Origin of the sequence: Anabaenopsis elenkinii CCIBt3563 (assembly GCF_015245355.1) — a bacterium.
In the GTDB taxonomy this organism is placed as follows: domain Bacteria; phylum Cyanobacteriota; class Cyanobacteriia; order Cyanobacteriales; family Nostocaceae; genus Anabaenopsis; species Anabaenopsis elenkinii.
In genome coordinates this window covers 4,373,286-4,385,956 of sequence record NZ_CP063311.1, presented here as the reverse complement: position 1 = coordinate 4,385,956, position 12,671 = coordinate 4,373,286, and the positions used below count along the sequence as shown (strand labels likewise).

Here is a 12,671-nt window from a genome sequence, read left to right as displayed (position 1 = left end):
CTCCTTGGCGGTTGCTATAGCTAAACAAGTAATATAATCTTTGACTAGCTGAATCAATGTACTCGGACGTAGACTGATTGTACCGGGAAAAGCGGTATGATGTAGTGCCATGCCCACACTGATTGTAGGACTAACCATTGCTTGAGTTGCTTCACCCACACCACATGCGATCGCCTCTGCACAAATAGCATCAGTCCCAATTAAGCCTGTGGGGCCATGTTGTTCCGTCGAACCAATGGGTATAATAATACTCTGAGATTCTTGTAAATAGGTCTCAACTTCTTGCCAAGTGCTTAAATTTAGTAACATTGTGTGAGATAATTTAGCTTAATAGTATAGCATTTCCCATGCTCGTAAGGTACAAAGTTTTTTAGTTTTAGGGAACAGGGAATAATTTTCTGTATACTTTATTACAGTGATAAAGGCTTGAGCCAATTTTTAGTATTTTTTGAAAACTCCTCTACTACTTCATGGGGATTACCATCACACCCGGAGCTAATTCTCAGTCAATAGATTCACAAACTAATCCATGTAGTTGTGTAGCACTATTGAATTTGCAGTGTTGCATACAACTACCTGTCAGAGTGGTGTTATGGAAGTTTGCAGCTATTAAGTTTGATTGCGATAAATTCGCCCCAGTCAGATTCGCCCCAGTCAGATTCGCTCCAGTCAGATTCGCTCCAGTCAGATTCGCTCCAGTCAGATTCGCCCCTTTTAAGTTAGATCCTTTCAAATTAGCGTGATGCAGGTCAGCGCCATTAAGGTTTGTGTAACTCAGGTTAGCATTCATCAGGTTANAAGTATCAAGAACAAGCATCGAAAATTGATCATGGCAACTAAAGAGAATTTGGAAAGTCTGCAAGAGGTTGTGGCAATTTGGAATGAGTGGAGGCGAAAAAATCAAGGTGCTGAAGCTGACTCCTATACCGCTAACCTGATGAATGCTAACCTGAGTTACACAAACCTTAATGGCGCTGACCTGCATCACGCTAATTTGAAAGGATCTAACTTAAAAGGGGCGAATCTGACTGGAGCGAATCTGACTGGAGCGAATCTGACTGGAGCGAATCTGACTGGAGCGAATCTGACTGGGGCGAATCTGACTGGGGCGAATTTATCGCAATCAAACTTAATAGCTGCAAACTTCCATAACACCACTCTGACAGGTAGTTGTATGCAACACTGCAAATTCAATAGTGCTACACAACTACATGGATTAGTTTGTGAATCTATTGACTGAGAATTAGCTCCGGGTGTGATGGTAATCCCCATGAAGTAGTAGAGGAGTTTTCAAAAAATACTAAAAATTGGCTCAAGCCTTTATCACTGTAATAAAGTATACAGAAAATTATTCCCTGTTCCCTAAAACTAAAAAACTTTGTACCTTACGAGCATGGGAAATGCTATACTATTAAGCTAAATTATCTCACACAATGTTACTAAATTTAAGCACTTGGCAAGAAGTTGAGACCTATTTACAAGAATCTCAGAGTATTATTATACCCATTGGTTCGACGGAACAACATGGCCCCACAGGCTTAATTGGGACTGATGCTATTTGTGCAGAGGCGATCGCATGTGGTGTGGGTGAAGCAACTCAAGCAATGGTTAGTCCTACAATCAGTGTGGGCATGGCACTACATCATACCGCTTTTCCCGGTACAATCAGTCTACGTCCGAGTACATTGATTCAGCTAGTCAAAGATTATATTACTTGTTTAGCTATAGCAACCGCCAAGGAGGTTAGGACGCAAAAAGCAAGACATCCTCAATGGCATCTCGTAAAGAATCAAACCGCTCAAGTTTTTTGCGGATTCGACTTTTTAACCAAGACCAACATTTTTCAATCTGATTCAGGTCTGGAGAATAAGGTGGTAGGTACAGCACTTCACACCCTGCGTACTGAATCAGTTGTTGAATGCGCCCACCTTTATGAAATGTGGCATTATCCATCACCACAACCTGTCCTGGTTTGAGTGTGGGAAGCAAACAAGCTTCAAGCCAAGTCTCAAATACTATTCGATTACACGCACCCTCAACAGTGAAAGGAGCTATCAGCTTATGGTTACACAGCGCGGCAATTATGTTCACCCGACCTTCACGACGACCTGATTTAAGTGCATGGAAGCGCTGTCCTTTTGAGTTCCAACCGTAATCATACTGGTCTCGGTTGTCCATTCCTGACTCATCGAGGTATACAATCTTCTCCACAGGTAACTCAGACAACTGCGTTACGAAAGCCTGTCGTTTGACCTCATCGCGCTCACGGTAGCCATAAGTCTTTTTTTTCGCGTAAAACCAATTTTTTTCAAAGCTCTTGAGATTGTGCGATCGCTAATTTCTTCAGGCCAAAGTGAGGCCATCTCTACTTGGGTTTTATCGCCATGTACGGAAGCAAACTCACGAAATTTTTCCCAATCGGTAATTTTGTGACCATTCCCAGGACGCTGATTAGGCAAGGCTTGGAAGTCCCCCGTTTCGGTTTTTCGCTTCAACCATAGGGTGATGGTGTTGCGACTAATATTAAACATTTGACTGGCTTGAGTTTTCTTCAAGCCATCGAGTTCAATCGCTTGGATTACTTTTTGACGAAGGTCGTAACTGTACGGCTTGGGCATATACCTGTAGCAAGCGATCGCTTCACATGAAAAGGGACTACTTATAGTTTATGCTTAAATTACCTTGGCGGTTGCTATAAAAAATAACTTTTTTTGTTTATTACTGATACTTCAATTTTAAGTTGGCAAATTAGTTCAAGAATACAGGTATTTAATCACTGCTAGATAAAAAATTATAGGAGACACAGCGCCACTATGTCCCCTATCCTGCTATTTAATTCCTAGTCACTGTAGAGATGTTTGCATTCTGGAGAATCAAAGAAACCAAAAGACCAGGAAATTAATTCATGATTCTTGGCTAATCAAAGCAGTAATGTTTTTTCACGTCGCTGGTGATTTCCCATACACAAGACATACCGGCTGGAAAAGTCACTAAATCACCTTTTCCTATTTTCACTGCTTGTCCATTATCAGGGGTAACAACGACATCACCTAACAAAAAATAACAAGTTTCTTGAGTATCATAAGTCCAGGGAAATTTTGATATTTCTTTTTGCCAAATTTCCCACTGAAATACACCCAACTGGTTGAGGCGTTGTTGACTTGGTTGATGCTCAATTTTGATTTCCATGCTATGTTTTCTCGGTTGGGATTTAGCAGTAGGATTGAATGTCCTCTCCACACTCATCTACTAAATAACACAAAGCGCGAAAGCGCAAGCTAACAAATTCATCATACAGTGGATTCAGCTTACACAGAGGGGGAATGTGGGCTATTTTGTGGCCAAATAGCATGAGGTCGCGCTCGAAAGGGCACTGAGCGGGAATCATTTTAGCAATAAAGTGAGCAAAGTCACGATTCTTAATTTCAATCTTGTCTAGCCTTTTACGTAATGGTTGCAGTAAGTCGAATTTGCGTCGAGGAGATTTATTGTTGGTACTTAGTTGATCACTGGCTTCTACCTCGACAGCTTTGATAAAACCAGGTAGGATAATATGCTGATTATTTGTCTTAACCATAGCTCTGACCAAGGTCTTCCTTGTATTGATAAACTATTCGCCGATTGGGAATTACCATGCCATCTATATTCGGGATTTGTCTTGTGTTGATCAATTAAACGAGGACAATCACAAAGTGAGTAATTTGCATAGATTTTCCTGGTAAATAGTTCACTCACTTTATATTTAGCTCACTGGATCATGAATAACTGTCCCGTTAAATACAAAATAACAAAGAAAATATAAAAATGGTATTCCCTTAACTTATACTTATTAGTCCTTGCTCTTTAACATAGTGATCCCCTAGATGAAATTTAAATTTACGCGTGAGAAACTGCTCAGTAGTTCTAATTTTACTTTGGCAGTCAAGAGCAGGGCGTAACCTTGGTTCCAGCTAGGCTGGATTTGTAGTTATTCCTTGACTTTAATTTATTTTAGTCCACTGGTATCACCTAAATTGTCATCCTCACTACAAAACTGTCTTCGGATATTATTGAAAATACCCCACCATATCCTTTGATAAGTACAAACTAATCTATTGTGCCGTTGAGACTGACCATAGCTAGAAGTATTCTCACCTCACAAGCACTCTGATGAATTTATTAATGTCTTCCAGCGGGGGAGATTGTTAGCCCTAAGTACCTGTTAAGAAAAAAGTTCCTCATACGCATCACACCTCGTAACTAAAATAACTATTGTTAAGTGATATTACAAAATTTGCCAAAATATTGAGAAATTGACTGCAAGCCAAACATAGCTTTAACGTAGAACCTATAGGAGAGAAGTGAAACAAATATAAAACATGATGGACAAGAGTAATTTCCAAAAATACCGTTTTGTCTGTACCCTGACCTTTGGTGATATCTACGGTCAAATAATTGTTTGGCTAATTACAATCACTGTCAGTTTAGCATCGGCTTTAGCTTTAATGGGTGCTAAACGTCCTGTATATGCTTTAGCAACTGTAGGTCTCATAGTTTTGTTGTCCCTACCATTCTTGCTATTTGCATTTGTCACCACGTTATTCAACCATATTGAGGTCACAGCTGTATCTCCAGAAACGAAAACCGAACCAATACCGGGGAATATTTCTCAGCAAAAACCAGTGGAAGCAACTAGCTGATTTCTGGGATTTAAACTCAGTACCACAAAAATCGTGAAGAAGAGCGATGGCGCTCCGCTCCCGGCGGAGGCATCGCTCAGTTTAAACTACTTTTGCAAATTACCAACGTGCAAACCGCATTCCTTAGCAGTGGATTCTTCCCACCACCAGCGCCCTTCACGTTCATGCTGGTTAGGTAACACAGGTCTAGTGCAGGGTTCACAGCCAATGCTGACAAAACCCTGTTCATGCAACTTATTGTAAGGTACATCTAAAGCGCGGATATATTCCCACACCTGTGCAGAAGACCAGTTGGCTAAGGGGTTAAACTTAATTAACTGATGGTCTGGAGTCGAAAAAGCACTATCAACTTCAATCACCGGGATATGGTTGCGGGTACTAGGGCTTTGGTCTTTGCGTTGACCAGTAATCCAAGCATCCAGAGTATTGAGTTTCCGGCGTAGGGGTCTGACCTTGCGAACCCCACAGCATTCTTTATGACCATCTTGATAGAAACTAAACAATCCCTTCTCTTCTACTAAAGCTTGCACTTCCCCAGCATCAGGAAATTGGACTTCTAATTTAATACCATAATGTTCTCTGACCCGATCCAATAACTGGTATGTTTCGGGGTGTAACCGTCCAGTATCTAAAGTAAAAACACGGAAGTTTTTAGTAAGTTTTGATGCGATATCAATGAGGACAACATCCTCAGCACCACTAAAAGAAATCGAGATATTGTTAAAAGTTTCTAAGGCAAATTTAAGAATTTCCCTGGGTGTCTTTTGACTATATTCTGCTTCTAGGGCAGGAATATCTAAATTAGTTGGGGTAGCTACCATGTTTTTGTGTTCTATGCTTCGGCAAACTGAATTTTACCAAGTTAAGAGGATGTTCTACCATTGAACGGGGGGAATAGTCGAGTTGTTAAGACATCATCAAAGCAATATCCAATATTGATCTGGCCATAACTACCCTCGCTGAAGCTATGCCAAGAATAGGATAAAATTGTGAACAAATGTTAAGGACTGATTTCCATGAGTTGGTTGTTTTTCGCCCTGGGACTGCTCACTGTAGTCTTAGCGATCGGGATTTTATTCTATTTACTCACCCCTCGTCGTTACCAATCATCTGACTCCGTAGCTAATTCTTACGACCAATGGACAGAAGACGGGATTTTAGAATTTTACTGGGGCGAACATATCCACTTAGGTCATTATGGCTCACCACCACAACGAAAAGATTTTCTTGCGGCTAAATCTGACTTTGTGCATGAAATGGTGCGCTGGGGTGGTTTAGATAAATTACCTACCGGTACAACTGTTTTAGATGTTGGTTGTGGCATCGGGGGTAGTAGTCGCATTCTAGCAAAAGATTATGGATTTGCGGTAACAGGGATTACCATCAGTTCTCAACAAGTCCAACGTGCCCAGGAGTTAACGGCCAATGGACTGGATGTGAAATTTCAGGTAGATGATGCTATGGCGCTTTCTTTCTCTGATGCTAGTTTTGATGTAGTTTGGTCTATTGAAGCCGGTCTGCATATGCCAGATAAAGCCGTTTTTGCCAAAGAATTAATGCGGGTGCTCAAGCCGGGTGGAGTGCTAGTTGTGGCTGACTGGAATCAAAGGGACGAACGCCAAAAACCTCTGAATTTTTGGGAAAAACCTGTCATGAAACAATTACTAGACCAGTGGTCTCATCCTGCTTTTGCCAGCATTGAAGGTTTTAGTGAACTGTTATCACAGACAGGATTAGTTCAAGGAGAGGTGAAGACAGCAGACTGGACACAAGCAACACTTCCTTCTTGGTTAGATTCTATTTGGCAAGGAGTAGCCCGTCCCCAGGGATTAGTCCGTTTTGGTGTATCTGGTTTGATTAAATCTGTGCGAGAAGTTCCTACCCTGCTACTGATGCGCTTGGCATTTGGTACAGGTCTGTGCCGCTTTGGAATGTTCCGTGCTGTGCGGAAATAATCTCACTCAAAATTGAGTATATTGACTATTTTGATGCTGATAGTACTTATGGGCTGCCATGGCCATAGCTAAAAATCCCCACACAATCATACCAGAAATACCAATCATGGTACTATAGCCAACTAGCTGCACACAAAAAGTAATACTAATTGCCCGGGCGGTACTGACAAAAGTATCAAACCGGGCTTCAGCATACTGAAACACGGTGAAAATTATCAACAGCAACCCGGCCAGATAAGGTATTGCACCCACCCAACCCAGGGTAAAAAACATATCTAGAATACCACTATCTATAACAAAGACTTCCAATTGACCAGTTTTTTCGTTGAGTGTCCATGTATTTCCTAATCCGTTACCTAAAACATTAGAAAGAGCTAAGTTTAAATTTCTCTCATAGCTTTCTGATCTTTCATTAAAGCTAGTATCTTTTTCTAACTGAGAAAATGTTTCTAACCGATTTGTCACGACATCAGAAATCGGCTCAATATTAGTCAAAGGTATAACACACATGATGATGATTAAAATCATGGCCATTAAGCGCATTTGAAGATGTGCCTTGACGGAACCAAAAATCATCACTATTCCCAATAACCAACCCAACCAACTACTACGGACTTGTGTCAGTAGAAATGACAAATAACCCACGGCTGATGCCGGTAAAATTAAGGTTCCTGAACTGGTGAATAATAACAGTAGTCCTGTTTGCATAACAGAAGCAAACGGTCCAGGTGAGTGTAAAGTACTCCATACCCTCATACCAAAAGGTTCAGGGCTGCCTGAACTTGTATACATTTTCGATTCTATCAGCCAGTATCTATCCCATTCCGGTGCGACTACAAATTGATAGATAGCATAAATACTTAATAGCAATACAGCCCAGATGAATATACGTTGAATATTCTGGCGGTAGCTGGGATAGTCTCGCCAGTTCATAAACAAGTGAAAGGCAAAGAGAATGGGACTTAGCCAATCTAAAAGACCCCTGACTACGGGTAATGGTGAATTATGAACCAAACCGATTAAAAAACTATAGAAGACCCCGATAAAAGCCAAAACAAACGGCATAGCTCCCTGGGTAGAAGCCCGGGGAGAGTGCCTTAAAAAAGTGGCTATAGTCACAGATACCACTAAGTAAGGTGCTATGAGCATCTGACGGGTGGGGTCCCAGCCAATTCGATAGTCAACTAAACGGGCGGCTAAGGGTGTGAGAAACCATATCCACCAAGTAAAACCGATATAGAGAATGGGATGACGTAAGTATAAAAATATGGCTACTGCTAAAGCGATCACCGGGTAAACTAGGCGCAACACAGCCGTTGCACCGGCAAAATAGCAAACTACACTCAGTAGCAAAAAGCCGGAAATGGCTAGCCAACCCTGTAGCGATCGCTCTTGGGGAAAAAAGTGTGATTCTGAAAAACTATTGAAATGTATCTGTTTGGAAATCATGATCGCCAATAACTAATGACCGGTTACGAATTGTCGATGTGCTAACCAACGTCCCCGCCAGGATAGTAATAACTTTTGTCCGGCAATTTTACCTTGACTAGGTAAAAGTCGCAGCCATTGGATTAAACCTAAACTATCTCTTGTTCCGACTAATAACGCCCAAAGCCAAAATACAAAATGACGCGATTGCGGCAAATGTTCTAGTAAGACCAAGGTTTCATTATGAACTAAATTAATCAAAGCAATTTCATTAAACTTGTGGCGTTGGTCTTCATCAAAACGTTGGGCTGGATAGTGATCTACAGCCACCAGGGGATCATAAATCATCTTCCAGCCCGCCCGCTTTAAAGTCAGAGTAAAAGCCATTTCAAAGTGTACCTGCGCTCCCGTACCACGCATTCGTTGATCAAATGTCAATTTCCCAATTGCTTGGGTACGAAAACTCATATTCACCCCTTTGAGAACATCAACTTCCCGAGGTGCTCCTACTCCTAGATGGTGGTTACCAATTACCCGCCCAAACCACTGCAACTTACCAACTATGGGCTGTTGACCGTCTTCAATTTTTTCACCGTAGTGTACCCAATCCCGACCACCGACACCGCCAATAGTAGGATCAGCGATAAAATGAGCGTTGATTTTTTCCAACCAATCAGAATGAGGTGCTGCGTCATCATCAGTGATGGAAACAATATCTCCTATTACCACTTTCAAACCGGCGTTGAGTGCGGCTACTACTCCTGGCTCCGTCACAGGTACAATATGTAATGGTAACCTTTCGGCATAGAATCCACCGAGGAATTGCCAAGTCTGGGTATCCGTATCCCGAACTACCACAATTACTTGATCAACCGGTTTAGTTTGTGCTTGCAGCGCCAAAAGACAACGTGATAGATCTAGAGGACGGCGATAGGTGGGGACGAGAACCGTATTCCTCATGATTCATTAACTCCTCAAATAAATCTAAATAGCTTTGAGCCATACTCGTCCAACTGTGTTGTTCTGCAACTAAACGGGCTGCTTTTCCCATTTGTTGGCATAATGAGCGATCGCTGCTGAGTAACTGTAATGCTTGTGTTAAAGCTTCTACATCGTCTGAGTTTGACAAGACTATTCCCGATTCTGGTGTTACTAAATCAGCCGCACCAGTGGAACTGGCTGTAATTACAGCTAAACCAGAAGCCATGGCTTCAATAACTACTAACCCAAAGGGTTCATAACGTGAGGGGAAAACCAAGAAATCCACAGCTTTCATTAGTTCTGGTACATCAGACCTTTGTCCCAAAAAATGTACCCGCTGACGAAGTCCTAATGATTCTGCTAACTGAAGATAGGGGCTTCCTTGAGTATTTCCTGCTACTGCTAGATGTAACTCAGGAACTTGGACTAAGGCTTGTAAGACTGTATCTAAGTTCTTGCGGGTCAGTCTGATATCACCCGCAAACAATGCTAAGGGTACATTTTCAGGTAGTTGCCATTTTTGGCGATCGCTGACTCCTGGGGAAAACTCTTGTAAATCAACGCCATTCAAAATTACTTTGATAGACTCTGAGGGTACACCTATGGCTTTTAAATCCTGAGCAACTTGCTGAGAGACTGCTACTACCACTTGGGCTTTGAGAAAAGCTGGTTTTTCCCAATGTGCGTTTAAAGTTGTGTATAGCCACTGGTAAGAGTTATATAGGAAATTTCCTGGTTTTTTTTGAGTTCTATTAGAGGTAAATTTCAACCAAGAATTATGGACAAAATGTACTGCGTTCACATCTCCTGGGGGATTAGTAATTGCGCCATTGACTTTTACTATGTCCACTTCTTGGCGATGTTGTTTTAACCATATTGTGCTTTTAGTTGCAAAAATAATGTTACGGAGAAATTCTGTAGGATAGCCTTTTACAGAAATATCAACCCACTTAACTAGGTGATTTTCCTGTAATTCTAAGTCTACTTGACTAGCTAATAATGTTAATTGATAACCGCGACGAATTGCTTCTTGGGCTACTTCATAATTAACTCTACCCTGACCATCACATTTTTGTAGGCTATGGGTAACGATACAAATTTTCATTTATTACCTCGATTGTTAATTTTGCCCCAGCAATTGCTGATTTAAAAGCAAGTAACCGCCAAGATAGATGTAATACCCCTGCGGATGTGACAAGAAAATGTTTAATTTAACTTGGGTATTCCTAATTAATACTGGGGTTGCTAATATATTCGGACTATAACTGGGTGTGAGGGCTGTGATCGTAGCGAAATTTATTTTCTGCTGTTTTATTGCTTGCCAAATATCAGAACCTACTAATTCAATCTGTTGATTCCACTTTTGTGTAAAAATATTCGGATACACAAGCTTTTTACCACATTAATTAATTCATCTATCTTATTAGCAAATATGTTTCAATAATTATGTTTAAATTGAATTTCCCATCTTTTTATTTCAGAAGTTATCAAATAAAAAGTAGATAAGGTAATTAAATTGAAAAAATAAATCAATATGCCGCTAGTCAAAACAGGCCATCTTCTCAAAGCACCTAATAAAACTTTTAAGTTAACTTCTCTAGCTTTATGTAAAATCATACTCCTACAAAATTCTTTCGAGTATCCACTTTCTTCTAATTTTAAAATCATTTCTGGGATATGCTTAAACTGGGATAACAGTGCAGAGGTTGGATCTTTCTGCCAATAGCTCACACCAACAGTGCATTCTAAATAAATATCTTTAGTAACAATTACACTGCCATTAGCTGCACAAAACCCGGCTATGTAAGCTAAAGATAACCAATTACTTGCAGCATCTTGCCAAAATTCTAAAGATTTTTGTGCTAATTCACTACGATATACTGTAGCACTTAAAAGACTAACTGCACCAATACTTTTGGAAAAACAATATTCAAATATCGCCTTGCCATTAGTACAAGCATCTTCAGTCTCGATATCAAACCAACGGTTACCAATAATTGTAGGTGGATGAACAGCCTCTCCAGTAATTTTATTACGACCAGAAAAGTTAAGGAATAATAATGATAAATCTTCATATTTTTTAAGTTTACTAATAAGGTAAGTGAGTACTTGGTTAGCAAATTGATCATCATCGCTAATTGTCCATACATATTTGGTGCTACTTGATTTTAGACAATGAATAACATTTGCCATTAATCCGATATTTTCTATATTCCTATGGGATTTAAATGTAGTTAAACTAAAACTTGGTTGCCATTTTTTGATAATATCTTGAGTATGATCAGTTGAGCAATTATCAGAAATTAAAATTTCGCACTCAGATTCACAACCTTTGATTTCTTCATGGAGCCATGCTAGCTGTTTATCAAGCAATGTAGCACGATTAAATGTAGGTATTGCGATAGTAAGTAATTTAATCATAGTAAGTAAATTTCCACAAATTTTCTATTGGATTAGAGCTTCTACACGGTTTACTACTTCAGCAGATACTTCTTTCCATGACCGATTTTCGACTGAAGTTTTTGCATTTTTACCAAGAGTGGTTCTCAACTGGCTATCATTAGCACACTGTTGTATTAGATAAGCTAACTCCCCTGCATTACCTCCTTCATAAAGTAACCCATTATCCCCATGACGAATCAAATCTTTTTGACCACAGCAATTTGTAGTGATACAGCAGCGTCCAGATGCCATTGCCTGTAGTAGCACTAAAGGTTGTCCTTCAAAAAAGCTAGGTAGAACAAAGATTTGAGAACGCATAAACAGACTCAGCTCATCAGAGGCCAAAAATTTAGGAATTATTTCCAAATAAGGATGAAAATTCTTTGGCCAGGCAGCTAAAACAGCCTCATGGTCAAGACCTGTACCTGCAAGCAACCAATGAAAAGTTAAGCCTTTTTTATGCAAAATTTGAGCAGCATCAACCAAGGTTTTAATTCCTTTGCGCTCAATCCAAGAACCCATAAAAAGAATAGTCAATGGATTGTTAATCTGTGGTGTTTCATTGACATGATAGGGATAAATTCCATTCTTGTATAAAAATATATCTTGGGAATTCCTGTGATAATATTGCTTAGTAAATTCACAATCTTCTTGATTTAGAAGAAGTAAAAGATTTCCTTTTCTTAAACCTAAATCACAATAATGCAACCGCCATAAGGGAAAAAGTAACTTTGTCCGCAATTTTAATTTTTGAGAGCTTCCATATTTGTCTTGCAACTCCAATTCCCAAGATCTTCGCTCTAGCCCGTGGCTAACTACTACAACAGGAATATTAAATGATAGGAAGAATCCAGAAGCGGGTTCATGAACTATAAAAACAGACGCTTCTCTAGCCAGTTTTTTATAAAAGCGCCGAGCTGCATAAGGGAAGAATGCTTTATGAGCAAATCGGCCTGTTTCAGATGGACCGATATGCAGAAATTCGTAGCCTCTGCTTTCAAATTCATTTTTCCAATGCCAAGCAACTCGACCCATGCCAGACTCTTCGCTTAAAATAACTTCGGCAATGTAAACAATAAGCTTTTTCATAAAAATCTATAATCAGTTTTGAGTTCAAAAGGTTTTGATTGAATTTAAAAATTCATGCTAAGAGGATGTCTGTAGTAGTACCTTATTGATGATATTG

The 12,671-nt window shown here is 40.0% G+C and carries 13 protein-coding genes and 2 pseudogenes; 4 read left to right on the top strand and 11 right to left on the bottom strand.

Annotated elements, in window-relative coordinates; translation table 11 throughout:
- Nucleotides 1-12 precede the first annotated feature (12 nt).
- Nucleotides 13-309: pseudogene (locus IM676_RS19130) on the bottom strand (creatininase family protein); the annotation flags it as partial.
- Between the two features lie 193 nt (nt 310-502).
- The gene (locus tag IM676_RS19125; RefSeq protein WP_225880524.1) at nt 503-790 is read right to left on the bottom strand and encodes a pentapeptide repeat-containing protein; all 288 of its coding nucleotides are present in this window, start codon (nt 788-790) and stop codon (nt 503-505) included.
- Between the two features lie 39 nt (nt 791-829).
- On the opposite strand from IM676_RS19125, the gene IM676_RS19120 reads away from it, so the two are divergent.
- Together IM676_RS19120 and IM676_RS19115 are read left to right on the top strand one after the other, a co-directional pair.
- On the top strand, nt 830-1,240 hold the full coding sequence (locus IM676_RS19120; protein WP_225880406.1) for a pentapeptide repeat-containing protein: 411 nt from the start codon (nt 830-832) through the stop codon (nt 1,238-1,240).
- A gap of 193 nt (nt 1,241-1,433) precedes the next feature.
- Nucleotides 1,434-1,730, top strand: a pseudogene (locus IM676_RS19115) (creatininase family protein); the annotation flags it as partial.
- Nucleotides 1,731-1,743: 13 nt separating this feature from the next.
- Here IM676_RS19115 and IM676_RS19110 read toward each other — a convergent pair.
- From IM676_RS19110 to IM676_RS19100, 3 genes are all read right to left on the bottom strand, one after another.
- Nucleotides 1,744-2,618 (bottom strand): IS630 family transposase gene (locus tag IM676_RS19110; RefSeq protein ID WP_200986959.1). Its coding sequence is split into 2 segments (ribosomal slippage): nt 1,744-2,286 and nt 2,289-2,618, totalling 873 coding nucleotides; the frame shifts between segments, so codons are not numbered across the junction.
- Between the two features lie 298 nt (nt 2,619-2,916).
- Nucleotides 2,917-3,189 carry a cupin domain-containing protein gene (locus IM676_RS19105; protein WP_200988333.1) on the bottom strand — a complete coding sequence of 91 codons (273 nt, stop codon included), beginning with the start codon at nt 3,187-3,189 and terminating at the stop codon, nt 2,917-2,919.
- Between the two features lie 22 nt (nt 3,190-3,211).
- The gene (locus IM676_RS19100) at nt 3,212-3,577 is read right to left on the bottom strand and encodes a Mo-dependent nitrogenase C-terminal domain-containing protein (RefSeq protein WP_200988332.1); all 366 of its coding nucleotides are present in this window, start codon (nt 3,575-3,577) and stop codon (nt 3,212-3,214) included.
- Nucleotides 3,578-4,361: 784 nt separating this feature from the next.
- Here IM676_RS19100 and IM676_RS19095 point away from each other — a divergent pair.
- The gene (locus tag IM676_RS19095) at nt 4,362-4,679 is read left to right on the top strand and encodes a hypothetical protein (protein WP_200990290.1); all 318 of its coding nucleotides are present in this window, start codon (nt 4,362-4,364) and stop codon (nt 4,677-4,679) included.
- Between the two features lie 86 nt (nt 4,680-4,765).
- On the opposite strand, the gene IM676_RS19090 is transcribed toward IM676_RS19095, so the two are convergent.
- Nucleotides 4,766-5,500 carry a phosphoadenylyl-sulfate reductase gene (locus IM676_RS19090; RefSeq protein WP_200988331.1) on the bottom strand — a complete coding sequence of 245 codons (735 nt, stop codon included), beginning with the start codon at nt 5,498-5,500 and terminating at the stop codon, nt 4,766-4,768.
- A gap of 195 nt (nt 5,501-5,695) precedes the next feature.
- On the opposite strand from IM676_RS19090, the gene IM676_RS19085 reads away from it, so the two are divergent.
- Entirely contained in the window at nt 5,696-6,634 is a 939-nt protein-coding gene (locus tag IM676_RS19085; protein WP_200988330.1) for a methyltransferase domain-containing protein, read from the top strand.
- Nucleotides 6,635-6,640: 6 nt separating this feature from the next.
- On the opposite strand, the gene IM676_RS19080 is transcribed toward IM676_RS19085, so the two are convergent.
- The 5 genes from IM676_RS19080 to IM676_RS19060 form a co-directional block, all read right to left on the bottom strand.
- Entirely contained in the window at nt 6,641-8,083 is a 1,443-nt protein-coding gene (locus IM676_RS19080) for an O-antigen ligase family protein (RefSeq protein ID WP_200988329.1), read from the bottom strand.
- 12 nt (nt 8,084-8,095) lie between these two features.
- Nucleotides 8,096-9,022 (bottom strand): glycosyltransferase, encoded by a 927-nt coding sequence (locus IM676_RS19075; RefSeq protein WP_200988328.1) that lies wholly within the window; start codon nt 9,020-9,022, stop codon nt 8,096-8,098.
- The gene (locus tag IM676_RS19070; RefSeq protein WP_200988327.1) at nt 8,940-10,148 is read right to left on the bottom strand and encodes a glycosyltransferase family 4 protein; all 1,209 of its coding nucleotides are present in this window, start codon (nt 10,146-10,148) and stop codon (nt 8,940-8,942) included. Before IM676_RS19070 ends, IM676_RS19075 begins: the two co-directional genes overlap by 83 nt.
- 332 nt (nt 10,149-10,480) lie before the next feature.
- Entirely contained in the window at nt 10,481-11,464 is a 984-nt protein-coding gene (locus tag IM676_RS19065; RefSeq protein WP_200988326.1) for a glycosyltransferase family 2 protein, read from the bottom strand.
- Between the two features lie 24 nt (nt 11,465-11,488).
- Nucleotides 11,489-12,574: a glycosyltransferase family 4 protein gene (locus IM676_RS19060; protein WP_200988325.1), complete on the bottom strand. Its 1,086-nt coding sequence runs from the start codon at nt 12,572-12,574 to the stop codon at nt 11,489-11,491.
- Nucleotides 12,575-12,671: the final 97 nt, after the last annotated feature.